26 protein-coding genes are annotated in these 26082 nt (G+C 69.3%); 5 read left to right on the top strand and 21 right to left on the bottom strand.

Annotation, left to right across the window (positions count from 1 at the left end):
* Positions 1–9: 9 nt before the first annotated feature.
* Positions 10–2007: a primosomal protein N' gene (locus tag SBI80_RS15230; protein WP_318975611.1), complete on the bottom strand. Its 1998-nt coding sequence runs from the start codon at positions 2005–2007 to the stop codon at positions 10–12.
* The gene (locus SBI80_RS15225; protein ID WP_413232726.1) at positions 2004–2780 is read right to left on the bottom strand and encodes a lysoplasmalogenase; all 777 of its coding nucleotides are present in this window, start codon (positions 2778–2780) and stop codon (positions 2004–2006) included. Before SBI80_RS15225 ends, SBI80_RS15230 begins: the two co-directional genes overlap by 4 nt.
* Between SBI80_RS15225 and SBI80_RS15220 the strand changes: the two genes are divergently transcribed.
* Complete coding sequence (locus tag SBI80_RS15220; RefSeq protein WP_318975609.1) at positions 2734–3693, top strand: alpha/beta hydrolase; 960 nt, start codon at positions 2734–2736, stop codon at positions 3691–3693. The genes SBI80_RS15225 and SBI80_RS15220 overlap by 47 nt on opposite strands.
* Before the next feature lie 76 nt (positions 3694–3769).
* Positions 3770–5251: a flavin-containing monooxygenase gene (locus SBI80_RS15215; RefSeq protein WP_318975608.1), complete on the top strand. Its 1482-nt coding sequence runs from the start codon at positions 3770–3772 to the stop codon at positions 5249–5251.
* A 4-nt stretch (positions 5252–5255) separates the two neighbouring features.
* On the opposite strand, the gene SBI80_RS15210 is transcribed toward SBI80_RS15215, so the two are convergent.
* The 8 genes from SBI80_RS15210 to mihF form a co-directional block, all read right to left on the bottom strand.
* A complete protein-coding gene (locus SBI80_RS15210) occupies positions 5256–5723 on the bottom strand; it encodes a cupin domain-containing protein (protein WP_318975607.1) in 468 nt (155 codons plus the stop codon).
* 289 nt (positions 5724–6012) lie between these two features.
* A complete protein-coding gene (locus SBI80_RS15205) occupies positions 6013–6750 on the bottom strand; it encodes an SDR family NAD(P)-dependent oxidoreductase (protein WP_318975606.1) in 738 nt (245 codons plus the stop codon).
* 10 nt (positions 6751–6760) lie between these two features.
* The gene (locus tag SBI80_RS15200) at positions 6761–7774 is read right to left on the bottom strand and encodes an acetamidase/formamidase family protein (RefSeq protein WP_318975605.1); all 1014 of its coding nucleotides are present in this window, start codon (positions 7772–7774) and stop codon (positions 6761–6763) included.
* 110 nt (positions 7775–7884) lie between these two features.
* On the bottom strand, positions 7885–9093 hold the full coding sequence (gene metK, locus SBI80_RS15195) for a methionine adenosyltransferase (RefSeq protein WP_318975604.1): 1209 nt from the start codon (positions 9091–9093) through the stop codon (positions 7885–7887).
* Positions 9094–9211: 118 nt separating this feature from the next.
* Positions 9212–10468, bottom strand: a complete 1257-nt coding sequence (coaBC, locus tag SBI80_RS15190) for a bifunctional phosphopantothenoylcysteine decarboxylase/phosphopantothenate--cysteine ligase CoaBC (protein ID WP_318975603.1) — start codon at positions 10466–10468, stop codon at positions 9212–9214.
* 14 nt (positions 10469–10482) lie between these two features.
* Complete coding sequence (rpoZ, locus tag SBI80_RS15185; RefSeq protein ID WP_149479183.1) at positions 10483–10779, bottom strand: DNA-directed RNA polymerase subunit omega; 297 nt, start codon at positions 10777–10779, stop codon at positions 10483–10485.
* Between the two features lie 52 nt (positions 10780–10831).
* Positions 10832–11401, bottom strand: a complete 570-nt coding sequence (gene gmk / locus SBI80_RS15180; protein ID WP_318975602.1) for a guanylate kinase — start codon at positions 11399–11401, stop codon at positions 10832–10834.
* A 29-nt stretch (positions 11402–11430) separates the two neighbouring features.
* Positions 11431–11754, bottom strand: coding sequence for an integration host factor, actinobacterial type (mihF, locus tag SBI80_RS15175; RefSeq protein ID WP_057165041.1), 324 nt, complete (start codon positions 11752–11754; stop codon positions 11431–11433).
* A gap of 668 nt (positions 11755–12422) precedes the next feature.
* Here mihF and SBI80_RS15170 point away from each other — a divergent pair.
* Positions 12423–12773 (top strand): hypothetical protein, encoded by a 351-nt coding sequence (locus tag SBI80_RS15170; RefSeq protein ID WP_318975601.1) that lies wholly within the window; start codon positions 12423–12425, stop codon positions 12771–12773.
* Positions 12774–12834: 61 nt separating this feature from the next.
* Here the strand turns inward: SBI80_RS15170 and pyrF are convergent, their stop codons facing one another.
* From pyrF to pyrR, 7 genes are all read right to left on the bottom strand, one after another.
* Positions 12835–13650, bottom strand: coding sequence for an orotidine-5'-phosphate decarboxylase (gene pyrF, locus SBI80_RS15165; protein ID WP_318975600.1), 816 nt, complete (start codon positions 13648–13650; stop codon positions 12835–12837).
* On the bottom strand, positions 13647–17000 hold the full coding sequence (gene carB, locus SBI80_RS15160; protein WP_318975599.1) for a carbamoyl-phosphate synthase large subunit: 3354 nt from the start codon (positions 16998–17000) through the stop codon (positions 13647–13649). The genes pyrF and carB overlap by 4 nt, the downstream gene beginning before the upstream one ends.
* A gap of 88 nt (positions 17001–17088) precedes the next feature.
* Positions 17089–18246, bottom strand: a complete 1158-nt coding sequence (gene carA, locus SBI80_RS15155) for a glutamine-hydrolyzing carbamoyl-phosphate synthase small subunit (protein WP_318975598.1) — start codon at positions 18244–18246, stop codon at positions 17089–17091.
* A complete protein-coding gene (locus SBI80_RS15150; protein ID WP_318975597.1) occupies positions 18243–18743 on the bottom strand; it encodes a PH-like domain-containing protein in 501 nt (166 codons plus the stop codon). Before SBI80_RS15150 ends, carA begins: the two co-directional genes overlap by 4 nt.
* Positions 18740–20032 (bottom strand): dihydroorotase, encoded by a 1293-nt coding sequence (locus SBI80_RS15145; RefSeq protein WP_318975596.1) that lies wholly within the window; start codon positions 20030–20032, stop codon positions 18740–18742. Before SBI80_RS15145 ends, SBI80_RS15150 begins: the two co-directional genes overlap by 4 nt.
* On the bottom strand, positions 20029–20979 hold the full coding sequence (locus tag SBI80_RS15140) for an aspartate carbamoyltransferase catalytic subunit (RefSeq protein WP_318975595.1): 951 nt from the start codon (positions 20977–20979) through the stop codon (positions 20029–20031). The genes SBI80_RS15145 and SBI80_RS15140 overlap by 4 nt, the downstream gene beginning before the upstream one ends.
* A complete protein-coding gene (pyrR, locus tag SBI80_RS15135; RefSeq protein ID WP_318975594.1) occupies positions 20976–21551 on the bottom strand; it encodes a bifunctional pyr operon transcriptional regulator/uracil phosphoribosyltransferase PyrR in 576 nt (191 codons plus the stop codon). Before pyrR ends, SBI80_RS15140 begins: the two co-directional genes overlap by 4 nt.
* Positions 21552–21675: 124 nt before the next feature.
* On the opposite strand from pyrR, the gene SBI80_RS15130 reads away from it, so the two are divergent.
* Entirely contained in the window at positions 21676–22884 is a 1209-nt protein-coding gene (locus SBI80_RS15130; protein WP_318975593.1) for a serine hydrolase domain-containing protein, read from the top strand.
* Position 22885: 1 nt separating this feature from the next.
* Here SBI80_RS15130 and SBI80_RS15125 read toward each other — a convergent pair whose 3' ends face one another.
* From SBI80_RS15125 to SBI80_RS15110, 4 genes are all read right to left on the bottom strand, one after another.
* Entirely contained in the window at positions 22886–23212 is a 327-nt protein-coding gene (locus SBI80_RS15125) for an SDR family NAD(P)-dependent oxidoreductase (RefSeq protein WP_318975592.1), read from the bottom strand.
* A 75-nt stretch (positions 23213–23287) separates the two neighbouring features.
* Complete coding sequence (gene nusB, locus SBI80_RS15120; protein ID WP_318975591.1) at positions 23288–23770, bottom strand: transcription antitermination factor NusB; 483 nt, start codon at positions 23768–23770, stop codon at positions 23288–23290.
* A gap of 32 nt (positions 23771–23802) precedes the next feature.
* Complete coding sequence (gene efp / locus SBI80_RS15115; protein WP_318975590.1) at positions 23803–24366, bottom strand: elongation factor P; 564 nt, start codon at positions 24364–24366, stop codon at positions 23803–23805.
* 22 nt (positions 24367–24388) lie between these two features.
* On the bottom strand, positions 24389–25480 hold the full coding sequence (locus tag SBI80_RS15110) for an aminopeptidase P family protein (RefSeq protein ID WP_318975589.1): 1092 nt from the start codon (positions 25478–25480) through the stop codon (positions 24389–24391).
* 33 nt (positions 25481–25513) lie between these two features.
* Here SBI80_RS15110 and SBI80_RS15105 point away from each other — a divergent pair, with 33 nt between their 5' ends.
* Positions 25514–26080, top strand: coding sequence for a B-4DMT family transporter (locus SBI80_RS15105; RefSeq protein WP_318975588.1), 567 nt, complete (start codon positions 25514–25516; stop codon positions 26078–26080).
* Positions 26081–26082 lie beyond the last annotated feature (2 nt).

The following is a 26082-nucleotide window of genomic DNA, read 5'->3' as shown; positions in this document are numbered from 1 at the left end:
GTGTTCGCCTCACCCTATGTGCAGGGGGTCGATCTGGACGCGAACTGGCGGTTGATCGTGGCGGGCGCTGAACACCCCGCTGGCGCGGCGCAGCGCCGAGGCCAACCCCAGTCCGGCGTCGCGGGGTACCCGGACGAGCATCCGGCTGACCTCCGCGTCGCGCTCCATCCCCGATGGTCGCCGCGCGCCGGGCGGAAGCTCGACCGGACCGAGCACGTCGGCGGTGCCCGGCAGCTCGGTCGCCTCCAGGAGCGCCGTGACCGCCGCGCGGACTCCGTCGACGGCGGCCATGTGGACCGCGGGCGGCAGACCGACCTCGGTCCGCTGCGCCAGCTCCAGCTCGGCGTGCCCGACGGGATCCCAGCGGATCAGCGCCTGCACGGTCGGAGCAGCGGCTTCGGCGACCACGACCACCACGCCACCGTCGCCGCGGTGGCGTACCAGTGCGGCGGCGGCCATCCAGCGGCGCAACGTGTCCTCGAAGGCCCGGAGGTCCTGACGGCCCAGCAGTGCCCAGCCGTCGAGCAGCAGCGCCGCGCCATAGCCGCCGGGCGTCGCGGGCTCGGCCCCTGGGGTGGCCACCACCAGTGCCGGGTTGGCCGCCACCTCGGAGAGCACCGCATCACCGGCGGAGGTGACCACCGCGGTGCCGGGGAAGGCCCGGCCCAGTTCCTCGGCCGTCCGACGGGCCCCGACGACGACGGCCCGCACGGCGTCGGAACCGCAACGCGCGCAACGCAACGCGGACTCGGTTCGCCCGCACCACCGGCAGAGTGCCCCGGCCCCGCGGTCCGGCAGCGACATCGGTCCCGTGCAGACCCGGCACCGGGCGATGGTGCGGCACTTGCCGCAGGCCAGCGCCGGCACGTATCCCCGTCGCGGCACCTGCACCAGCACCGGGCGCTCCGACCGCAGCGCGGCGCGGGCCGCGTCCAGGGCGATGGTCGGTAGCCGCGCGGTGTGGGCGGCGGCGTCGCGCTCCTGGGCGAAGCCGCTATCGTCCAGCGCGACCACCCGTGGCGTGCGCGATCGCACTACCGGCCGGGTGGCCACCAGGTCATGCGCCCACTTGGTGGCGACCAGCGCCTGCGCTTCGGCGGTGCGGGCGTACCCGGCGATCAGACCCGCGCACCGCAGTTGGTGGGCCCGCAGCATCGCGACCTCGCGGGCGTGCGGATAGGGCGCCCGCGGTTCGACGAGGGTGTCGTCGCCGTCGTCCCACACCATCACCAACCCGAGGTCGGCGACCGGCGCGAAGACCGCGCTGCGGGTGCCGATGACGAACCGCGCATGCCCGCGCAACACCGATAGCCAGCGCCGGTAGCGCTGTGCCGGGCCGAGCCCCGCGGACAGCGCCACGACCGCACCCTCGTCGACGTGGCGCACTGCGGCGGCGAACAGCGTGTCGACGTCGCGCTGGTCGGGCACGACGGCGAGCGCCGAACGACCGCCGCCGACGACGACCGCGGCGGCCTCGGCCAGGCGGTCCTGCCATCGCTCCCCCGGCAGGGCCTGCCAGACGGCCCGCGCCGCCCGACCCTCGGCGAGGGCGTCCAGGAAGTGCGTGCCCCGGCCGTAGGCGCCCCAGGCGGCCGGATCGACCGGTTGCACCTTGGCCGCGGGCGCCTCGGGGACGGTCTCCTTCTCGACCCGCGCGTGGCGCGGCGGCACCGCGAGGCGGATCACGTCGGCCCTGGTGCCGGCGTAGCGCGCGGCCACGGCGTCGGCCAGCCGGCGGACGTCCTGGGTCAGCACCCGCTCGCTGGAGATCACCCGATCCAGCCAGCCCAGCTTGCCGGCGTGGTCGGTCTCGGAACGGCGTTCGAGGATGAACGCATCGACGAGCCGGCCGTGGAAGCGCACCCGCGCCCGGACGCCGGGCTGTGCATCGTCGGACTGCTCGGCGGTGACCAGATAGTCGAACTCGCGGTCGAGGTGTGGCACCGACAGCATGGGGAGCACCCGGGCGATGGGCTCGTGCTCGGCCGCCTGTCTGATGTCGGTCACGGAGGTGGTGTAGCAGACCGGTCCGACGACGACCCACTCCGCCCGAAGAAGAATCCCGCGGTGATCAACAGCAGCGACGCCGCATAGGCCCACCAGATCGGCACGGCGAGCGCCTCTGATCGCAGCACGAACCGGCCGATGCCGATCATCCCGTCGGAAACGGCGAAGCACACCGCGCCGAGTGCGGTCCACGGCGTCGGTAACCGGGCGAGCAGCGCGGCCCCGACCATCGCGGCGAGCACCGCCATGTAGACGATCACGGGCGGGGCCATGCCGTCGGCGACCAGCCGGGGCCAGAACCACACCAGCAGCGCCACGCAGGCGATCCACACCACGATCGCCGCCGCCAGCCGCCCCGGAGTGCGGGCGGCCAGCGGCCACAGCGCGGTCAGGAAGCACAGGTGCGCGAGCAGGAAGGCCGCGAGGCCAAGGACGAACGACGGCGCCCACCACGGCATGGCGAGCAGGAAGTCACCCGCCGCGGAGAACACCAGGGCGGGTACCAGCCAGCGGCGTTCGCGTCGTACGGGGTGGCGCAGTGCGGCGACGGCCAGGAGCACCGCGGCGAGCGCCTTGACCGCGGGTTGCGCGCCGAACTGGCCGGTCAGCTCCGCGCCCGCGGGCAGCCGCAGCGCCGTCACTAGCAGAAAGACTCCATAGGCCGCGCCGACGAGCGCCGCCGCGACCCAGCACGTCCTCGTCACGTGCGTTGCGTACGGTGGACCGGTGCCCGTCACCGATGCCGCAGGCGACAAGCCCGGTCTGGATCCCATCCTGCAGAAGGTACTGGACGCCGTGCCGTTCCAGCTGACGGTCGACGGAGGTCCCGAGGCGGCCCGCCAGCGGTTCCGCGACCTGCCCCGCCGCCCCGTTCACCAGGACCTGCGCGTCGAGGATCGAACGATCCCGGGTCCCGCGGGGCCCGTCCCGGTCCGGCTGTACTGGCCACCGGAGGCCGACACCGGACCGGTCCCGGTGGTGCTGTTCCTGCACGGCGGCGGCTGGGTGGTCGGCGATCTCGACAGCTACGACGGTGACGCCCGCCGGCACGCCGTCGGGTCCGGCGCACTGGTGGTCTCGGTGGAATACCGGCTGGCACCCGAGCACCCCTATCCCGCGGCGGTCGAGGACGCCTGGGCCGCGACCCGGTGGGTGGCCGAGCACGGTGCCGACCTCGGTGCCGATCCGGGGCGCCTCGCGGTCGCCGGGGACTCGGCGGGGGGCAACCTCGCCGCGGCGGTGACGCTGCTGGCCCGCGACGCCGGTGGACCCGACATCGCCATGCAGTTGCTGTGGTATCCCGCGACGACCTGGGACACCTCGCTGCCCTCGTTCGCCGAGAACGCCGACGCCCCGATCCTGGCGATCGCTGCGATTGGCGAGTTCTCCCGCTGGTACGCCCGCGGCCAGGATCTGCGCAATCCGCCCGCGACGCTGGTCCCGGGCCGAGCGGCGACGTTCTCCGGCCTGCCTCCCGCCTACATCGCCGTCGCCGGGCACGACCCGCTGCGCGACGATGGGATCCAATACGGCGATTTGCTCGCCGGTGCGAACGTTGCGGTCGACGTGCACGTCGCGCCGACGCTGGTGCACGGCTATCTGGCCTACGCGGGAGTGGTGCCCGCTGCCACCGACGCCGTCGATCGGGGACTGGCGGCACTGAAGGCGGCCCTGCACCCCGTGTAGCCGCCGTTGCCAAACGGTACCCGCGGTACCGTCACCGGCGTAGCCTCTGCCCCAAGTCGACGAACGGAGGCAGCACGTGGACGAACCGGACTTTCACACGATCATCGTCGGCGCCGGGTTCTCCGGCATCGGAACCGCGATCCAGCTCGACCGGGCGGGTCTCGGCGACTACCTGGTCGTCGAGGCGGGCGCCGAGCCCGGCGGAACTTGGTACTGGAACACCTATCCGGGCATCGCCGTGGACATCCCCTCGTTCTCCTACCAGTTCTCCTTCGAGCAGAGCGCAGACTGGTCGCGCACCTACGCACCCGGCAGCGAGCTCAAGGGTTACGCCGACCGATGCGTCGACAAGTACGGCCTGCGCTCGCGGATCCGCTTCGACACCCTGGTCACCGGCGCCGCCTTCGATGACGAATCCCATTGCTGGCGAATCGATCTCGATTCCGGCGAGACGCTGACCGCGCGCTTCCTGGTCAACGCCAGCGGGGTGCTCACGGTGCCGAACCTGCCCGACATCGACGGGGTGGAGGATTTCGCGGGCATCACCATGCACACCGCGCGGTGGGACCACTCCCAGGACCTCGCCGGCAAGCGGGTCGCGATCATCGGCACCGGAGCCTCGGCCGTGCAGGTGATCCCCGAGATCGCCCCGATCGTCGAACGACTCACGGTCTTTCAGCGAACGCCGATCTGGTGCATGCCAAAGCTGGACGTGCCGCTGCCGGCCGCCGCGCGGTGGGCGATGCGCATCCCCGGTGGCAAGGCGATCCAGCGGCTGCTCAGCCAGGCCTACGTCGAGCTGACGTTCACGATCTCCGCGCAGTACTACACCGTGTTTCCGCTGGCCCGCCGCGCCGAGAAGATGGGACGGGCGTACCTGAAGCGCCAGGTCCACGATCCCGAGGTCCGCGACAAGCTGACCCCGCGCTACGCCGTCGGCTGCAAGCGGCCCGGCTTCCACAACTCCTACCTGGCCACCTACAACCGCGACAACGTCGAGCTGGTGACCGAACCGATCGACGAGGTGACCGGGACGGGCGTGGCCACCGCCGACGGGACCACCCGCGACGTCGACGTGCTGATCCTGGCCACCGGATTCAAGGTGATGGACGTCGACAGCCTCCCGACGTTCCCCGTCACCGGCGCCGGCGGCCGCTCGCTGGCCCGGTTCTGGACCGAGCATCGCCTGCAGGCCTACGAGGGCGTGAGCGTTCCCGGCTTCCCGAACTTCTTCACCGTGATGGGGCCCTACGGGTACGTCGGCTCGTCCTACTTCGCCCTGATCGAGACGCAGACCCACCACATCGTCCGGTGTCTGAAGAAGGCCGCGGCCGAGGCGGCCACCCGGGTCGAGGTGTCGAGTGCGGCCAACGACCGGTTCTTCGCGGAGATGATGCGCAAGCGGCACCGCCAGATCTTCTGGCAGGACAGCTGCGCGCTGGCCAACAGCTACTACTTCGACCAGAACGGCGACGTGCCGCTGCGGCCCACCACCACCGCCGAGGCGATCGTACGAAGCCGTCGCTTTCCGCTGTCGGACTACGAATTCAGCGGATAGCCGGTCAGCGCGGCGGCCCGACAATGATGCTGTCGTACTTCTCGGAGGCCTCGGCCAGCAGCGCGGGCGATATCTCGAAACCGTCGGGTCGGGGCGTCGACTTGTCGCGGCCCGCGTGCCGGAACATGCCCTCGATGCCGGCTGGCGTGTTGATCATCAGCAGATCCGCCCGTTTCGACGTGATCCGGTAGGCATGCGGAATCATCTTGGGCAGGAACACGATTCCACCCTCGGCGAGTTCCATCTCCTCGTCGTCGACCCACACCAAGGCCGTGCCCTCGATGAGCATGAAGACTTCGTCCTCGTGGGTGTGGCGATGGTAGGGCGGCGCTTCGCCTTCGCTCACGTCGAACCTGCCGATCATCAGTTGACCGTCGGTGGCCTTGCCGTCGAGCAGGATCGCCAGCGTGCCCCCGTCGAGCCACTCGAGTTGCTGCTGCTTTTCAGGCTGTGCGAGATAGGCAACGCTCATGATTCATCCCCTCAAACGGATGATTGGTTCCGCTTAGGCGTTAGCGTAGATCCGGCACCCAGTGATTGCAACGCATCCCTCGGTCAAAATTTCACGCCGCGGGTAGGTGCGCCGTCGACCACCAGGTTGGTGCCGGTGACGAAGTTCGGTGCCGAACTGCTCAGGAAGACAACGGCGTTCGCGACCTTCCGTGGCGTCGCCGTCCGGAACGTCTTAGAGCACGATCGCATGACAGGAGGGCGGCGAAACGGCTTTTCTGGCCATACCGAGGGCGATGTCCATCCCTCGGTCAGAATTGCACGCCGCGCGTCAACGCCCCGTCGACCACCAGGTTGGTGCCGGTGATGAAGCTGGCCGCCGAACTGCTCAGGAACACCACCGCGTTGGCGACCTCCTGCGGCGTGGCCATCCGGCCCGTCGGATTGAGGCCGAGCGCGGTGGCGAACAACTCCGGGTCGTTCTCCTCGATCGACGGCCACACCCCACCGGGGAAGTAGGTGTTGCCGGGGCTGACCGTGTTGGCCCGTACTCCCTTGCCGGCCAAGTCGTAGGCCAGCCCCTGGGTGTAGTGGATGATTGCGGCCTTCATCGTGCCGTACGGTCCGGCGGCGAAGTCGATCTCGCGGCCCGAGACGCTCGAGATGGTGACGATCGAGGCGGCCTCCGAGGTCAGCAGGTGCGGTAGCGCGGCGTCCACCAGCCCGATCGTGCCCATCAGATCGACCTCGAAGCTGGTGCGCCAGTTCTCCCGGGTGGCGGGAATGGCCAGTGCGCTGACGTTGGCGACCACCCCGTCGATGCCACCAAGTGCCGCGGCGGCGTCGGTCACCCACTGCTGCAGCGCCTCGGCGTCGCCCACGTCGACAGCCGTTCCGGTCGCCCCGCTCACGCCCGACGCCTCCTCGACCGTGCGCGCGCAGTAGGCCACCTCCGCCCCCTCGGCGAGCAGGCCGTCGACCACCGCCCTGCCGATCCCGCGGGTACCCCCGGTGACCAGAAACCGCTTGCCCGTCAATCCCAGTTCCATCTGCGTCCCTTCAGTACGATATCGAACCGAGTGTGGTTGCCGCCCTGCGCATCTCACCGTGCATGCCGCCATAGGACACAGTGCCGGGTAGCAGCCGCTTGTCCACTTTCGTCACCGCGCTGTAGTTGGTGTCGACCACGTTGGCGATCGGCACCTCGGAGATCTGGCTGAGCAGCTGGTAGGCGTCGAGGCGGTCCAGTCCGTACAACTCGCCGAGCCAGCCGACCATTTCGACCTGACCGGCCCGCCAGGCTTCCTCCAGCGGGCGTCCCGACCCGATGCACATCAGGTGGGTGTCGGTCTCGATCCGCGGCCAGGCGGGTCCACCGCCCTTGATCAGGTCCACGATCGCGGTGACGTGCATGGCGCCCTCCACGGCCGTGCCGCACGACTCCCCCTCACCCTGCCGATAGTGACCGTCGCCGAGGGAGAACAGCGCGCCCTCGACGTTCACCCTCAGATAACACGTTGCGCCAGCAGCCATTTCGGGGCTGTCCATGTTCCCGCCGAAGTAGTCGGGCACCAGCGAAGTCCGTACCTCGCGGCGGGCGGGGGCCACCCCGACGGTGCCAAGCATCGGGTTCGCCGGCAGGCGCACCTGGAAGTCACTCGCCAGGGCGGAGAACCCGAGCGTTTCGGTACCCGCGTCGTAGTCGTAGACATAGGTGCGCTCGGGCAGTGGGTCCTGCAGCGTCGGGCTGGCGGGAATGCTGGTGAGACCGCCGAAGAATGGGATCAGCGTCGAGGCGCCCCACGTGCGCGCCGGGGTCAGGTCGGCGAGGTGGATCGCCAGCGTGTCACCGGGCTCGGCACCGTCGATCCAGAATGGACCGGTCTGGGGGTTGAGGTCCTCCGTGTCCAGCGCGGTGGTGGCGACGTCCGCGGCACTGGTGATGCGTCCGCCGTAGGCGTCCTCGGTCCACAGCGTCAGGGCCGTCCCAGGCTTGATCCGCATCACGGGCGCGACGCCACCGAAGGTGTAGGCCAGTTGGTCGACGGTGGGGACGAAGGTCACGTGGTCCATGGGGACCATCCTGCTGGAATCCGTTGCCCCGTGCGCGCCCGACCCGCGCGAACAGCCGCAAAGGGCCCTGAATCGCACGGATTCAGGGCCCTTTGGGACTGCTCGCGGAACTACACCGAGGCCTTGAGCTCTTCGACCTTGTTGGTGCGCTCCCACGGCAGGTCGACGTCGGTGCGGCCGAAGTGGCCGTACGCGGCGGTCGGCGCGTAGATGGGGCGCAACAGGTCGAGGTCACGGACGATGGCTCCGGGACGCAGGTCGAAGACCGAGGTGATGGCCTTCTCGATGCGAGCCGGGTCGACGGTCTCCGAACCGAAGGTCTCGACGAACAGTCCGACCGGGGCCGCCTTGCCGATGGCGTAGGCGACCTGGACCTCGACGCGCTCGGCCAGACCGGCCGCGACGACGTTCTTGGCCACCCAGCGCATCGCGTACGCGGCCGAGCGGTCGACCTTCGACGGATCCTTGCCGGAGAACGCGCCGCCACCATGGCGGGCCCAGCCGCCGTAGGTGTCGACGATGATCTTGCGGCCGGTCAGTCCCGCGTCGCCCATCGGGCCACCGAGGACGAACTTGCCGGTCGGGTTGACCAGCAGGCGGTAGTCGGAGGTGTCCAAGGAATCGTGGTTCAGATCGGCCAGGACGGTGTTGACGACCTTCTCCCGGATGTCGGGGGTAAGGCCGGATTCCAGGTCGATGCCGTCGGCGTGCTGGGTGGACAGCACCACGGTGTCCAGCCGGACCGGGGTGGTGCCGTCGTACTGCACGGTGACCTGGGTCTTGCCGTCGGGACGCAGGTAGTCCAGCACGCCGCTCTTGCGGACCTCGGTCAGCCGGCGAGCCAGGCGGTGTGCCAGCGCGATCGGCAGCGGCATCAGCTCCGGGGTGTCCTTGATGGCGTAGCCGAACATCAGGCCCTGGTCACCGGCGCCCTGGGCGTCGAGCGGATCGCCCGTGCCCTCGACACGCGTCTCGTGCGCGGTGTCGACGCCCTGCGCGATGTCGGGCGACTGACGGCCAATGCCGATGTTCACACCGCAGGTCTCGCCGTCGAATCCCTTCTCGGACGAGTCGTAGCCGATCTCGAGGATGCGCTCTCGCACCGTGTTCGGGATGTCGGCGAATGCTTCCTTGGCCGTCGTGGTGACCTCGCCGACGACGTGCACCTGTCCGGTGGTCACCAAGGTCTCGACCGCGACGCGTGACTTCGGGTCCTGTGCGAGCAGCGCGTCGAGTACCGAGTCGCTGATCGCGTCGCAGATCTTGTCGGGGTGTCCCTCCGTTACCGACTCACTGGTAAACAGCCGACCTTTGCTCACGGTGTCAATCCCTTCGAGAAAAACTTAGTTGTGCGAACCATACAGATGCCCTGCTGCAGCCAAGCGTGCGCCCGGCGGGGGCGCAACACTTAAGCGCAGCGAGCCGTCACCGAACCCGTCACGTGTCACGGTTTCCGAGGAAGGCCACGATCGCGTCCACGATACGGCTCGACATCAGCGTCTTCGAACCGTGCTCCAGGGCGACCTCGGTGCCATCGGCGGCCAGTAGCCACCCGTCGTTGTTGTCGACCTCGAACGCGCGACCCTCACCGACGGCGTTGACCACCAGCAGATCGCAGCCCTTTCGCTGCAGTTTCGACCGGGCGTGGAAGAGGACGTCGCCGTTGGCATCACCGGTCTCCGCGGCGAACCCGACGATGGCCCGCATGTTGGGCAGCTGGCCGTCGGCACGCGCCCGGACCGCGCCGGCGAGCACGTCGTCGGTGCGGGTGAGTTCGATGAGCGGCGCCGCCGCGGCGCCCGGGTCGTGGGATTTCTTGATCTTGCTGGTCGCGACGTGGGTGGGCCGGAAGTCCGCTACTGCGGCCGCCATCACCAGCACGTGGGCGTCCGGGGCATGCTTGGACACCGCGCCCTGCAGCTGGGTGGCCGATCCGATGTGCACGACCTCGACGCCCGCCGGGTCGACGAGACCTGAGGTGTTGCCCGCGATCAGGGTGACCTCGGCGCCGCGTTGAGCGGCGACGCGGGCCATGGCGTAGCCCTGCTTGCCCGAACTGCGGTTGCCGATGAACCGGACCGGATCCAGCGGCTCACGCGTCCCACCGGCGGTGACCAGCACCTTGACCCCGGTCAGGTCGTGCGGCAGGGCATCGGCCCGGTCGAGCAGCAGCTGCGCCAGCGTGGTGATCTCCTCGGGCTCGGGCAGCCGGCCCGCGCCGCTGTCGGAGCCGGTGAGCCGGCCCGACGCCGGCTCGAGCACCACGTTCCCGCGCCGCCGGAGGGTCTCGACGTTCGCCACGGTGGCCGGGTGGTACCACATCTCGGTGTGCATCGCGGGCGCGAACAGCACGGGACATCGGGCCGTCAGCAGCGTTGCGGTGAGCAGGTCGTCGGCGCGCCCGGCCACCGCCCTGGCGAGCAGGTCGGCAGTCGCCGGAGCCACCACCACCAAGTCGGCCTCCTGGCCGATGCGAACATGCGGTACCTGGTCCACGTCGGTGAAGACACCGGTGCGGACGGGATGGCCGGACAGCGCCTCGAACGTCGCCGCACCCACGAACCGGAGTGCCGATTCGGTGGGGACGACGCGGACCGAGTGACCGGCCTCGGCGAGTTGCCGGACCACGGAGCACGCCTTGTAGGCGGCGATGCCACCCGCGACGCCGACGACGATCCGCTTCCGCTCGCTCATGTCGAAGCCGGGGGTTAGTGCTCGCCCTCGGTGTGCTCGAGGAGGTCGCCGTGGATCTCGCGCATCGCGATCGACAGCGGCTTCTCCTGCAGACCAGGCTCGACCAGCGGACCGACGTATTCGAGGATGCCGTCACCGAGCTGGTTGTAGTAGTCGTTGATCTGACGTGCGCGCTTGGCGGCGTAGATCACCAGCGCGTACTTGCTGGATGCCCGCGACAGCAACTCGTCGATGGGCGGGTTGGTGATGCCCAGCGGGGTGTCGTAGGCGTTGGCTGCGTCGGAGTCGGTGCTCTCGACAGGGGTGGTCACGAAGTTGTCTCCTGGCGTTTTCGCTTGCGGGCTAGCTAACTGATTAGTCGGTTCACGCCGGATGCGGCGTAGTGCCCATCAGCAAGGATACCAATTCTGAACAGGCAAGTTCCAATTGCCCGTTTACGACGACGACGTCGAAGTCGTCCTGGGCGGCCAATTCGTCCCGTGCGGTGGCCAGTCGGCGGGCCCGCACCTCGGGGCTCTCGGTACCGCGGCCCACCAGACGGGCCTCCAGTGCCTCCCAGCTCGGCGGAGCGAGGAACACGGTGACGGCCTCGGGCATGGCGGCCTTGACGGCCCGCGCGCCGGCCAGATCGACCTCGATGAGGACGGGCCGTCCAGCGCTGGCAGCGGCCCGCACCGGTGCCGCGGGGGTGCCGGAGCGGTGCAGACCGCGGTGGATCTCGGCCCACTCGAGCAGAGCGCCGTCATCGATCAACTGCTGGAACCGCTCGGCGCTGACGAACGTGTAGTCGACGCCGTCGACCTCACCGGGTCGGGGCGCCCTGGTGGTTGCGGACACACTGAAGTGCAGGTCCGGAACCCGATCGCGCAGACAGCGGACGACCGTCGACTTGCCGACGGCCGAGGGACCGGACAGCACGACAATTCGACTCATCGCTTCCGCCGTCCGATCCCCCGTCGGCACTAATCTGCCGTGAAGTCGAACTTTTCCAACAGGGCCTTGCGCTGACGATCACCCAGACCGCGCAGGCGGCGCGTCGGGGCGATCTCGAGCTCGGTCATGATTTCCTGCGCCTTGACCTTGCCAACCTTCGGCAACGCCTCCAGCAACGCGGAAACCTTCATCTTGCCCAAGACCTCGTCGCTCTCAGCGTCCTTGAGGACCTGCTTGAGGTTGGTGCCGCCGCGCTTGAGTCGATCCTTCAGTTCGGCTCGCGCTCGACGTGCGGCAGCAGCCTTCTCCAACGCTGCCGCGCGCTGTTCGTCGGTCAACTGGGGAAGGGCCACGGGTTCCTCCGTCTCTCGCCATCTTCGTACTGGCCATCATTACTTTTGTCTCGACTGGTTGGGGAACCAGCCAGCGACGACGACCGTACCCACGGCCGCTGACGAAAGCTAACCCCACCCCCCGAGTTGAGGGGTCAAAAGCGCAGCGTGTAGGGCAATCCAGCGCAAAACGGCGCCTGTCGGGCCCGTCGCGGTCGACGGCCGGACATTTCGGCGTCGTGCCTGCTTAGCGGTGGTTTTGGCGGGTTTGCAACCGTCGTCGAGCCGGTGGGGTCGCGGGTCGAGCCGGGGAGTCGCGATCCCAGACCACGCATTTGATGAGAATTTCGCTGGTCATGGCGTGTCGGGCGTGTCGGCGACGCGCGCAGCACGGCCTTCCTGGCACGCCAGACACTCCCGTTGCATCCGTCACGGACGCCACGCACCCGCGGCAATCGCCTCGACCGCCCCACGGACCACCGGGCGCGCACTGTCGGGGCTCGACCCGGTGCTCCCCGCCTCGCGTCCGACGCGCGTGACTGCACCGAAAGCGAACGGACACCGTTCCGTTGTCGAACGCACAGTTGGCGCCAACGCTGGGCATCGAGCAGACCTAGGTCTGCCTCATAGCGTCGGGTCCGCGAGGCGAATTCGCGCCACGCGAAGACAATTGAGTGGAGATACCCCCGATGAGCATCAAGCGAGCCCTTTACGCATCGACGCTGGCCGCCGGAGTCGGACTCGCCGGCTTGTTCGGCGCCGGCCTTGGCACGGCATCGGCTGATCCTGGCCAGCCGTGCAACGCACCCAACCAGCCACAGTGCGGACAGAACCAGCACGACGACGGCCCCGGCCGCAACGGACCCGGCAACAACGGACCCGGCAACCCCGCCCCGATGGATTGGCAGAACCGCGGCGTCGACCAGGGTCGCCAGGATCACCAGCCGTTCAACTGGAACGGCCAGCAGGTCACCCCGCTACCCGCGGGCAACGGACAGGGCTGGGGCTTCTGGTTCGGTCCCGTCTGGATTCCGCTGTAGGTCGGGCCAACTCGACGCGGCGGGTCACCGATCTTGGTGGCCCGCCGCTCGTCTGGATCGACTAACCAGCCAGGTACGCCACCGCGTCGCGCATGCGTTCGGCCGCCGCCCGAACCTCGGCAACGTCCGGACCCGCCCGTAGCACTTCCCGTGACACCGCGGGCAGCAGCGTTCCCGGCACGGCTCCCCCGAGCCCCCGCAACGCCTCGGGGCGGCCGCCCTGCGCGCCGACCCCCGGCACCAGCACGGGTCCACCCAGCGCGCCGAGATCGGGCACCTCGGTCAGGGTGGCACCAACCACCACCCCAACCGAGCCCGCCGCGCTGCCACGATTCTCCGACCCGACGGCGTCGACGACCGACTGAGCCACCGTCGAGCCACCGGCAACCGCCCGCTGGACCGTTGCACCCTCCGGGTTGGACGTCGCGGCCAGCACGAACACGCCGCGGCCATTCTCGGCGGCGGTGTCGAGCAGCGGACGCAGCGATTCGAAGCCCAGGTATGGCGAGGCGGTGACCGCATCGCAGCTCAGTGGCGACTGCCCCAGCCACGCCGTGGCATAGGCCGCCATGGTCGTGCCGATGTCACCGCGCTTGGCGTCGGCGACCACCAGCACACCGGCGTCACGCAGTTCGGCGATCGCCGTCTCGAGTACGGAGTATCCAGCGGCGCCGTAACTCTCGAAGAACGCCACCTGCGGCTTGACGATCGCGAACCCCGTGAATGCCTCGATGCAGACGTCGCAGAAGGCCGTCAGTCCGTCGACGTCGACCGGCAACCCCCAGGCCCGCATCAACTCGGGATGGGGGTCGATGCCGAGGCACAGCGGCCCGCGCATGCCCACGGCGGCGGCGAGCCGCGCGCCGAAGCCCGTCACGTCGCCGCGCCCTCACCCAGCCGGCTGTGCAGTTCCTGCAGCGACATCACCCCGATGTCCCCGCGGATGCCCGCCTCGATGCCCTGCACGGCCGCCGACGCGCCCTGCACGGTCGTCACGCAGGGGATGTTCATCGCGACGGCCGCCGAGCGGATCTCGTACCCGTCGATCCGCGGACCGGAGTTGCCGTATGGCGTGTTGATCACCATGTCCACGTCGCCGGCGCGGATCGCCTCCACCGCCGACATCGCCGGCCGGTCGGGGCTGGGCTCCTCGAAGTGCTTTCGCACCGTGTCGCAGGGAATGCCGTTGCGGCGCAACATCTCCGCGGTGCCCTCGGTGGCGAGCACGCGGAACCCGAGATCGGCGAGGCGCTTGACGGGAAACACCAGCGAGCGCTTGTCGCGGTTGGCCACCGAGACGAACACCGTGCCCTCGGCCGGCAGCGATCCATAGGCCGCGGTCTGGCTCTTGGCGAACGCCGTGCCGAAGTCGCGGTCGATGCCCATCACCTCGCCCGTCGACTTCATCTCGGGGCCGAGCAGCGAATCCACCTGCGAGCCATCGGTCTTGCGGAACCGGTTGAACGGCAGCACGGCCTCCTTGACCGCGATGGGTGCGTTCGGCGAGACGCTGGCGCCGTCACCGAAGGCGGCCAGGATGCCCTCCTCCCGCAGCTGGGCGATCGAGGCGCCCAGCATGATCCGCGCGCACGCCTTGGCCAGCGGTACGGCGGTGGCCTTGGAGACGAACGGGACCGTGCGGCTGGCCCGCGGGTTGGCCTCCAGCACGTAGAGCACGTCGTCCTTCAATGCGTACTGCACGTTGAGCAGGCCGACCACGCCGATGCCGTGTGCGATCGCCTCGGTGGCGTGGCGCACCGCGGCGATGTCCTGGCGGCCCAGCGTCACCGGGGGCAGCGCGCAGGCCGAGTCACCGGAGTGGATGCCGGCCTCCTCGATGTGTTCCATCACGCCGCCGATGTAGACCTCGGCACCGTCGCACAGCGCGTCGACGTCGATCTCGATGGCGTCCTCGAGGAACCGGTCGACCAGCACCGGATGCTCCGGGGAGAGCTGGGTCGCGCGGGTGATGTACCCGCGCAACGTCTCGTCGTCGTAGACGATCTCCATGCCGCGCCCGCCGAGCACGTAGGACGGACGCACCAGCACCGGATAGCCGATGTCGGCGGCGATGCGACGGGCCTGCTCGAAGCTGGTGGCCATGCCGAACCGCGGCGCCGGCAGGCCGGCGTTCTTTAGCACCTCACCGAATTCACCGCGATCCTCGGCGAGGTCGATCGCCTTGGGGCTGGTGCCGACGATCGGCACGCCGGCGTCGGCAAGGCGCTGCGCCAGGCCGAGCGGGGTCTGCCCGCCGAGCTGGACGATCACCCCGACGACGCCGGGACCGCCTGCCCCGGAGGCTGATTCGGCGTAGTAGACCTCGAGCACGTCCTCGAACGTCAGCGGCTCGAAGTACAGCCGGTCGGCGGTGTCGTAGTCGGTAGACACCGTCTCCGGGTTGCAGTTGACCATCACCGTCTCGAAGCCGACCTCGCTCAGCGTGGTCGCGGCGTGCACGCAGCTGTAGTCGAATTCGATGCCCTGACCGATCCGGTTGGGCCCGGAACCCAGGATGAGCACCTTCGGCTTCTCGGTCTGCGGCGCCACCTCGGTCTCGGCCGCGGGATCGGATTCGTAGCTGCTGTAGTGGTACGGGGTCTTGGCCTCGAACTCGGCGGCGCAGGTGTCCACGGTCTTGTAGACGGGGTGGATGCCCAGCCGCCGACGCAGCGCCCGGACACCGTCCTCGCCAGCCAGCTCCGGTCGCAGCGCCGCGATCTGGCGATCGGACAGGCCGCTGTGCTTGGCGGTGCGCAGCAGCTGCTCGTCGAGCACCGGCGCGCCGCGCAGCTCGGCCCACAGCGTCACCAGGCCGCCGATCTGGTCGACGAACCACGGGTCGACGCCGGAGGCCTCCGCCACCTGCTCGACCGTGGCACCCTGGCGCAGGGCCTGCTCGATGTCGTACATCCGCCCGTCCTTCGGCGTCCGCAGGCGCTCGAGCAGTTCGTCGACCGAGAGCTCGGGATCGTCACCGGTCCAGAAGCCACCCCGGCCGGGGGTCTCCAGCGACCGCATCACCTTGCCCAGCGCCTCGATGAAGTTGCGGCCCAACGACATCGCCTCACCCACCGACTTCATCGTCGTCGTCAGCGTGGGATCGGCGCCGGGGAACTTCTCGAAGGCGAACCGGGGCGCCTTGACCACGACGTAGTCCAGCGTCGGCTCGAAGCAGGCTGGCGTCTCCTTCGTGATGTCGTTGACGATCTCGTCGAGGGTGTAGCCGATCGCGAGCTTGGCGGCGATCTTGGCGATCGGGAAGCCGGTGGCCTTCGACGCCAGGGCACTCGAGCGCGACACCCGCGGGTTCATCTCGATGACGATGAGCCGGCCGTCGGTGGGATTGATCGCGAACTGGATGTTGCAACCGCCGGTATCCACGCCGACCTCGCGCAGGATCGCGATGCCCAGATCGCGCATCCGCTGATATTCGCGGTCGGTCAGGGTCATCGCCGGTGCCACCGTGACCGAGTCGCCGGTGTGCACGCCCATCGGGTCGAAGTTCTCGATCGAGCACACCACCACCACGTTGTCGCGATGGTCGCGCATCAGCTCGAGCTCGAATTCCTTCCAGCCGTAGATGGATTCCTCGATCAGCACGTTGGCCGTCGGTGACGCGGCGAGCCCGTCACCGGCCATCCGGTCGACGTCCTCGACGCTGTGCGCCATGCCGGATCCCAGGCCGCCCATGGTGAACGACGGCCGGACCACGACCGGGAGCCCGAGTTCGGCGACGGTCTCGCGCACCTCGTCCATGGTGTAACAGACCCGCGAGCGTGCCGACTCGCCACCGACCTTGGCGACGATGTCCTTGAACTTCTGCCGATCCTCGCCCCGCTGGATGGCTTCGAAGTCCGCGCCGATCATCTCGACTCCGTGGCGTTCCAGTGCGCCGTTCTCGTAGAGCGCGACCGCCGTGTTGAGCGCGGTCTGCCCGCCGAGGGTGGCCAGCAGCGCGTCGATCTTGTTGCCGCGCTGGGCCTGCTGGATGATCACCTTCTCGACGAACTCCGCGGTGATCGGCTCGACGTAGGTGTTGTCGGCGTACTCGGGGTCGGTCATGATCGTGGCCGGATTCGAGTTGACCAGGCTGACCTCCAACCCCTCGGCGCGCAGCACCCGACAGGCCTGCGTGCCCGAGTAGTCGAACTCGCACGCCTGACCGATCACGATCGGGCCCGACCCGATCACCAGCACGTGCTTGAGGTCTTCGCGACGTGGCATCAGCTCTCCCCCGACTCTCCGCGAGCGTGCGTGTCGCTACCCGACACGCCGGTCATCCTTGGCACTCCACGCACGTTCGCCACCAGGCTCACTTCTCGCCTGCCATCAAGTCGACGAACTGGTCGAACAGGTATTCGGCGTCGTGCGGTCCCGCCGCCGACTCGGGGTGGTACTGCACCGAGAATGCCCTTCCGTCAAGGAGTTTGATGCCCTCCACCACTCCGTCGTTCGCGCAGGTGTGGCTGACGATGGCGCGACCGAACTGGGTGTCGAACTCCTCGCCGGCCTCACCTTCCAGGGCGAAGCCGTGGTTCTGCGCGGTGATCGCCACCCGGCCGGTGGTGTGGTCGATGACTGGCACGTTGATGCCGCGGTGACCGAAGGTCATCTTGTAGGTGGACCGGCCAAGGGCGCGGCCCAAGATCTGGTTGCCGAAGCAGATGCCGAGCAGTGGAATGCCGGCAGCGAGCACCTCCCGCGTCACCTCGACCACGTGGTCTGCGGTGGCCGGGTCACCGGGACCGTTGGACAGGAACACCCCGTCGGGCTTCAGCTCGGCCAGCTCCGCGAACGTGGTGCTCGACGGCAGCACGTGACTGCGGATCCCCCGCTTGGCGAAGTTGCGCGGGGTGTTGGTCTTGATGCCGAGGTCCAGGGCAGCCACCGTGAAGCGATGTGCGCCATCGGCTTCCACGACGTAGCTGGAATCGGTGCTGACCTCGCCGGCCAGGTCGGCACCGAGCATCGACGGTTGCGAACGCACTCGGGACAGCAGCTCGTCGGGGTCGGCCAGGGCGTCTCCGGAGAAGATCCCCGCCTTCATCGATCCCGCCGTGCGGAGGTGCCGGACCACGGCGCGCGTGTCGATGCCCGCGATCCCGACGATGCCCTGCCGGACCAGCTCGTCGTCCAGGGTTCCGGTGGCGCGCCAGTTCGAGGCGCGCGGCGAGGGATCGCGCACGGCGTATCCGGCCACCCAGATCTCGTCGTTGCGGCTCTCGCCGTCCTCACCGTTCCAGCCGGTGTTGCCGATCTGCGGCGCCGTGGCCACGACGATCTGACCGTGGTAGCTGGGGTCGGTCAGCGTCTCCTGGTAGCCGGACATGCCGGTCGAGAACACGGCCTCACCGAGCGTCTGCCCGACCGCGCCGAACGCGGTGCCGGTGTAAACCCGTCCGTCGTCGAGGACCAGTACGGCCTTCGAGCCGGTGCCGCCGACGCGCGCTCCGCTTCGCTGCTCACTCATGCGGCCTCCTCCATCCATTTGGCCAGTTCGCGACGGTCATCGCCGCGGAACCCGGTGTCGATCTCGGTGCCCGACGGCAGCCTCCAGCGGATGGCCAGGATGCCCTCGTGCGTCAGTGCCTTGCCCGCGATGCCACGCTCGGTTCGAATCGCGGTGATCGACTCGTCGGGGATCCAGATCGGGCGGGCACCGTTGCGCTGCAACATGATTCCCTCGGGATAGCGCGTCAGCACCGCCTTGCTGCGGAAGCCGAGGTCTCCGACGGCGATGCGGTTCTGCCAGCTCGGAGCGATGGTGCTGCCGACGTAGAGCCCCTTGGTGGCCGGCACGATGGCCGGGCCGACGGTGTCGGGCAGGGGCGGCAGCGCACCGATCATCTCGACTTGCCGCTGGGCCCGGTGCACCCAACCACGCAGCATCTGCCGGATGAAGAATGCGATCAGCAGGGCCAGCAGCGCCGCGATGATCAGCAACGCGATCAGCGTGGGGGTGTTCATGCCGGACTCTTGCCTCCCCTGGCGGTGATCTTGCCGCGCAACAACGTCAGCGTCACCACGGCGGGCAGGGTCATTGCCTCGAACGGGGTGTTGTCCGACCGGCTGGCGAGGTCGGCGCCGCTGACCGTCCAGGTGGCGTCGGGGTCGACGACCGTCAGGTTGGCCGGCTCCCCCACCTCCAGTGGCCTGCCCTGGTCGGGGAGGCCGACGATCCGGGCCGGTGCCTCGCTCATCACTCGTGCCACGTCGCGCCACGTCAGCGCACCGGGGCGCACCATGGTCTCGACGACGACCGAAAGCGCCGTCTGCAATCCGAGCATGCCCGGTCGGGCCGTGGCGAACTCGCACATCTTCTCGTGCTCTGCGTGGGGCGCGTGATCGGTCGCGACGCAGTCGATGACACCATCGGCGAGGGCCTGGCGCAGGGCCAGCACGTCATCGGCTTCGCGCAGCGGCGGGTTGACGCGGTTACGGCCGTCGTAGCCGTCCAGCCGGGTGTCGTCGAGCAGCAGGTGGTGTGGCGTCACCTCGGCGGTGATCGAAATGCCTTGCCCCTTGGCCCATCTGAGCAACTCGACGGTGCCGGAAGTGGAGGCGTGGCAGATGTGCACCCGTGCTCCGGCGTCACGGGCCAGGATCGCGTCGCGGGCAACGATCGACTCCTCCGCCGACCGGGGCCAGCCGGCCAGGCCGAGCCGGGCGGCGTTGGGGCCCTCGTGAGCGACGGCGTCGACCGTCAGCCGCGGCTCCTCGGCGTGCTGGGCGATGAGCACCCCGATGCCGCTGGCGTATTCCAGCGCCCGGCGCATCACCAACGGATCGTGCACGCACGAGCCGTCGTCGGAGAACATCCGCACCTGGCCCACCCCGGCGGCCATGAGCCCCATCTCGGTGAGCTGGGTGCCCTTGAGGCCCACGGTCACGGCGCCGACCGGATGCACGTCGACCAGTCCGACCTGCTGACCGCGATGCCAGACGTGGTCGGTGACGACGGGACCGTCGGCGACCGGGTTGGTGTTGGCCATCGCGAACACAGCCGTGTAACCGCCGAGAGCGGCAGCGGCCGAGCCCGTTTCGATGTCCTCGGCGTATTCGCGCCCTGGCTCGCGCAGATGGGTATGCAGGTCGACGAAGCCGGGCAGCAAGATCTGGCCGCGGGCATCGACGACGTCGGCGTCCTCGGGGACCTCGAGATCGGATCCGATCGCGGCGATCTGAGCGTCGTCGACCAGCACGTCGACCGCGTCACCCTCGCCGTAGAGGCGTACACCCCGGATCACCACGCTCATGCCGTCACCTCCGAGCCCGACCCCACGAGAAGATGGAACAGCACCGCCATCCTGACGTGAACACCATTGGAAACCTGTTGCAGCACCGCCGATCGAGACGAGTCGGCGACCGACGAGGCGATCTCCATGCCGCGCAGCATCGGACCGGGGTGCAGGACCACCGCATGCGGCGAGAGGGTGGCCGACCGCTTGTCGGACAGCCCGTAGAGCACCGAGTACTCGCGCGCCGACGGGAAGAATCCGCCGTTCATCCGCTCGGCCTGCACGCGCAGCATCAACACCGCGTCGGCGCCGGGCAGCTCGGCGTCGAGGTCGTGGGAAACCGTGACCGGCCAGCCCGCCACCCCGGTCGGCAGCAGGGTGGGCGGTGCGACGAGGACCACCTCCGCGCCGAGGGTGGCCAGCAGCAGCACGTTGGAGCGCGCGACGCGGCTGTGCAGCACGTCACCCACGATCACCACGCGCTTGCCCTCGATGGACCCAAGCCGCTGCCGGATGGTCAGGGCGTCGAGCAGCGCCTGCGTGGGATGTTCGTGCGTGCCGTCACCCGCGTTGATCACGCTCGGCCCACCGTCGTTGGGTTCGGCCGTCCACTCCGAGAGTTGTTGGGCTGCACCGGAAGCCGGATGTCGGATGATCAGGGCGTCGGCTCCGGTGGCGCGCAGCGTCAGAGCGGTGTCGCGCAGGGACTCCCCCTTGGCCACCGACGATCCCGACGAGCTGACGTTGATCACGTCGGCGCTCATCCACTTGCCGGCCACCTCGAACGACACCCTGGTGCGCGTCGAGTTCTCGTAGAACATGGTGATCACCGTGCGGCCACGCAGGGTGGGCAGCTTCTTGACCTCCCTGCCCAGCAGCGCCTGGCTGAACCGGTCGGCGTCGTCGAGGATCGCGGTCGCCTCGTCACGCGACAGATCGGCCACCGACAGCAGGTGCCTGGTCATCGCTTCGGACCTCCGTAGGGGGCGATGGACACCCCGTCGATGCCGCCGTCGTCCTCCGCGAGCCGCACCTTGACGTTCTCGCTGCGGGAGGTCGGCACGTTCTTGCCCGCGTAGTCCGCGCGCAGTGGGAGCTCGCGGTGGCCCCGGTCGACCAGCACCGCGAGTTGGACCGCGCGTGGCCGTCCGATGTCGCGCAGCGCATCCAGTGCGGCACGCACGGAACGCCCGGTGTAGAGCACGTCGTCGACCAGGATCACCAGGGCACCGTCGACGCCGCGCGCGGGGATCGAAGTGGCCCCGATGGGACGCGGCGGTTTGCCCGCCAGATCGTCGCGGTAGAGCGTGATGTCGAGGGCGCCGCGCGGGACGGTGACACCGGAGAATTCGTGAATCTTCGCGGCCAGGCGGTCCGCCAGTGTGACGCCGCGCGTCGGAATGCCCAGCAGAACCACGTGGGGCGCGTCGGCGCCGTCGAGCGCGGTCTTCTCGATGATCTGATGAGCCATGCGGGAGATGGTCCGGCTCACGTCTGCGGCGGACATCAATTCCCGGTCGGGGCTGGGGGCAGCCAAGATGACCTGGACCTCCTTCTCCGCCTCTCGGGACGGATCGTTAAAGGACGTCGAACTTCGCCCGGCAGCTTAACACCCGTTAGGGGTCCGGCCCGCACCGACCAACTCTGACTAAGCTGACCAGGTGAATCTCGACGGCAACCAGGCGTCCATCCTCGAGGCGATCGACGCGGGCCTGCTCGCCGGTGCCGTGACGCTGGTGTGGCAGGCGGGCGAGGTCCTGCAGGTCAACGAACTCGGCCACCGCGACGTGCACGCCGGTCTACCCATGCAGCGCGACACCATCTTCCGCATCGCCTCGATGAGCAAGCCGGTGACGGTGGCGGCGGCGATGTCGATGGTCGAGCAGCGCATGTTCGCCTTGACCGACCCCGTCTCACACTGGCTGCCGGAATTGGCCGACGTCCGGGTGCTGGCCAGCCCGTCTGGCCCGCTGGAGGCGACGGTGCCCCTGCGCAGGCCAATCACGTTCGACGACTTGATGACCCACCGAAGCGGCCTGGCGTACGCGTTCTCGGTGGGTCCACCGCTGAGCCGGGCGTACGGCCGGTTGATGTTCCGCCAGGACCAGGATCGCTGGCTGGCCGAGCTGGCGCAGCTGCCACTGGCCCACCAGCCGGGCGAACGCCTGACCTACAGTCAGTCGACCGACGTGCTGGGCATCGCGCTGTCCCGCATCGAGGGCAAGCCGCTGGCGCAGGTGCTGGCCGAACGCATCCTCGAACCGATGGGCATGTCCGACACCGGTTTCGCGGTGACCCACCAGGGTCGCCGGCGCGCGGCGACGATGTACCAGCTCGACGACGACGGCACACTGCGCGACGACGTCATGGGCCCCGCGCCGGTGACGCTGCCGGCGTTCTGCACCGGCGGGGCGGGGCTGTGGTCGACCGCCGACGACTACCTGACCTTCGCCCGCATGCTGCTCGGCGGTGGCACCGTGGACGGCGTCCGGGTGCTGTCGCAGGATTCCGTGCGGGCGATGCGCACCGATCGGCTGACCGCCGAGCAGAAGACGTTCCCGTTCCTGGGGATGCCGTTCTGGCGGGGCCGGGGTTTCGGTTTGAACCTCTCGGTGGTGACCGACGCCGCGCAGTCCCGGCAGTTGTACGGGCCGGGCGGGCTCGGGACGTTCAGCTGGCCGGGCGCGTACGGCACGTGGTGGCAGGCGGATCCCTCGGCCGACCTGATCATCCTCTACCTCATCCAGAATCTGCCGGATCTGAGCTCGGACGCGGCGGCTGCCGCCGTGGCGGGCAACACGTCGCTGGCCAAGCTGCAGGCCGCACAGCCCCGGTTCGTCCGCCGCACCTATCAGGCGCTGGGGGCGTGACTCAGGCCGAGGCCCGCAACGCGGCGTCCTCGGCACGGACCACGCGGTCGATGCGGCCGAACCGTTCGGTCACCCGCTCCACGATCCGAGCCCAATTCCGTTGGTCGCCGACGTCACCCGCGATGGCGAGCACCCGCTCGGCGGGGTAGCCGTGCATGCTGCGCACCAGGCTGGCGGCATGGTGACCGATCACCGCCACGCGGCGCCCGTCGGCCAGCAGGGTGCGAGCCAGCCGATGGCCGGCGTCGGTGTCACCGTCGAGCACGACGACGACATCGGCTGCCGCGGTGGCGGTCTCGCGTGTGGTGGAAGTGGTCTCGCGTGTCATGAGACCAGTCAACGCGGCAGACCTTTGCCCCCGATGTGGACCGGATGTGCAGTGGTCCAGAACCGTTGCTCGGGTTCAGGAACCCTCGGGGTCGACCCGCACGGCCGCCGCGGCGGCGCGAATCTGCGGCGTCACCAGCATCACCTGACCGAGCACTCCATTGACGAACGCCGGCGATTCGTCGGTGGACAGGCTCTTGGCCAGCTCGACGGCCTCGTCGACGGCCACCGGTTCGGGCACGTCGTCGGCATACAGCAGCTCCCATACCGCGACCCGCAGCACGGCCCTGTCGACGGCGGGCAACCGTTCCAGGGTCCAGCCCTGCAGATGCGCCGAGATGAGATCGTCGACGTGAGCGGCGTGCTCGGTGACGCCCCGCGCGACCGTCACCGTGTAGGGGTTCAGGCTGGACATCTCGGAATCGCCCTGGGCCATACTCGTCCGGCCATCGGCGATCTCGGCCGGGGTCAGGCCGCGGGCCTCGGCTTCGAACAGCAGGTCGACGGCTCGCTTGCGGGCCTGGTGGCGACCACGATCCGGACCGCGCCGGTCAGGCATCCCGACGCTCCGCGGTGCGTAGCTCGTCGAGACTAGGCATTCACTCGGCCCAGATAGCTTCCGTCGCGCGTGTCGACCTTGAGCTTGTCACCGGTGTTGATGAACAGCGGCACCTGGATCTCGGCGCCGGTCTCCATGGTGGCCGGCTTGGTGCCCGCGCTGGAGCGATCGCCCTGCAGGCCGGGCTCGGTGTTCGCGACGAGCAGCTCGACCGACACCGGCAGTTCCAGGTAGAGCGGCGCCCCGTCGTGGAAGGCGATCTGCACCGGCATGCTCTCGAGCAGGTAGTTGGCGTTGTTGCCGACCAGCGTCTCGGGCAGGGGGTGCTGCTCGTAGTCCTCGGAGTCCATGAACACGAAATCGGCGCCGTCGCGGTACAGGTAGGTGGCGTCGCGGCGGTCCACGGTGGCGGTCTCGACCTTCACGCCCGCGTTGTAGGTCTTGTCGACGACCTTGCCGGACAGCACGTTCTTGAGCTTGGTACGCACGAACGCGGGGCCCTTGCCCGGCTTGACGTGCTGGAACTCGGTGATCTGCCACAGCTGGCCATCGATCTGCAGGACGAGCCCATTCTTGAAGTCGGCGGTCGATGCCACGGCGGTACTACTCCTAGCCTCTTTAGAGAATCGCCAGTTCCTTGGGGAACCGGGTCAGCAACTCGGGTGTGGGTGCATCATCACTGCCCACGACCAGGGTGTCCTCGATGCGGACACCGCCACGGCCGGGCAGATAGACACCGGGCTCCACGGTGACCGCGGAGCCAGCAAGCAGTGTACCGGCGGACGACGCGCTGATTCCCGGCGCTTCGTGGATCTGAAGCCCGACCCCGTGGCCGAGGCCGTGTCCGAAGTTCTCGGCGAAGCCCGCGTCGGCGATCACCTGGCGCGATGCCCGATCCACCCCGGACAGCGAGACCCCGGGGGCCAGCGCCTGCCTGCCGACCCGCTGGGCGGTGGCGACCAGGCCGTACAGGTCGCGCTGCCACTGGGCCACCGGGGACAGCACGAACGTGCGCGTCATGTCCGAGTGGTACCCCGCGACGAGCGCGCCGAAGTCGAGCTTGACGAAGTCGCCGGCGGCGAGCACCGCGTCGGTCGGCCGGTGGTGCGGGATCGCCGAGTTCGCACCGGCGGCCACGATGGTCTCGAAGGACACTCCGTCGGCGCCGTGGTCGAGCATCCGTGCCTCCAGGTCGCGACCGACCTCGCGTTCGGTCCGGCCCGGCCGCAGCCCGCCGGCAGCCACCAGGTCGGCCAGTGCGGCGTCGGCGGCCTCGCAGGCCAACCGCAGCAGCGCGATCTCCCCGGCGTCCTTGACCTCGCGCAGCGCCTCGACCGCGCCGGCCGCCCTGACGAGCTCGACCCCGTCGGCCGCCTCGACCAACAGGGCGTGACCGTCCACGGTGACGACGTGGCTCTCGAAGCCGAGCCGTCGGACACCGGCCTGGGCCGCAGCGGCCGCCAGGTGGGGGCCGCACGCTCGCTCGATGACGATCTCGGCGTCGGGAGACTCCTGCGCCGCCTGCGTCCGGTACCGGCCGTCGGTCGCCAGGACCGGGATTTCGTCGTCGACGCGGATCAGCAACGCGGCGTTGGACCCGGTGAATCCGGCCAGATAACGCACGTTGACCAGGTCGGTCACCAGCATCGCGTCGAGCTCGGCGGCGGCGAGTCTGCGACGGAGGCGCGCCCTGCGCTGGGAAATCGTCACAGCGCCTGACGGTACTCGCTACGCTGTGCCCTCATGAGCAAGTGGTTGCTGCGCGGATTGGTGTTCGCGACGCTGATGGTCGTCGTCCGGTTGCTTCAGGGCGCACTCATCAGTGTCTGGGAGGGCCAGGCGCTGGTGATCAGCGTCGTGCTGGTCGCGGTGTTCGCCATTGCGGCGTTCGTCTGGGGCATGACGGACGGCCGGGCCGACGCACGGGCCAACCCCGATCCGGACCGCCGCGGCGACCTGGCAATGACCTGGCTGCTGGGCGGCCTGTTCGCCGGCATCGTCAGCGGCTTCGTCGCTTGGTTCATCTCGCTGTTCTACGAGAACCTCTACGCCCAGGGCCTGCTGAACGAGGTGACCACCTTCGCCGCGTTCACGGCGCTGCTGATGTTCGTCTTCGCCATCGCTGGCGTGTCCCTGGGCCGCGGGCTCGTCGACCGCAAGGCTCCCCCGATCCAGCGCAAGGGTCACGAGGACGACCGGGCCGACACCGACGTGTTCGAAGCCGTCCGCGACGAAGAGCACGACACTGCCGCGGTCCCGGCGGGCGTCGGCTCGGAGGCAGAGACCATCGAGTCCGAGAAGCGGCCCTAGTC

Origin of the sequence: Mycolicibacterium sichuanense, assembly GCF_033741125.1 — a bacterium.
Lineage (GTDB): Bacteria > Actinomycetota > Actinomycetes > Mycobacteriales > Mycobacteriaceae > Mycobacterium.
Note: the sequence above shows the minus strand (reverse complement) of the source record. Positions and strands in the feature narration are given on the sequence as shown.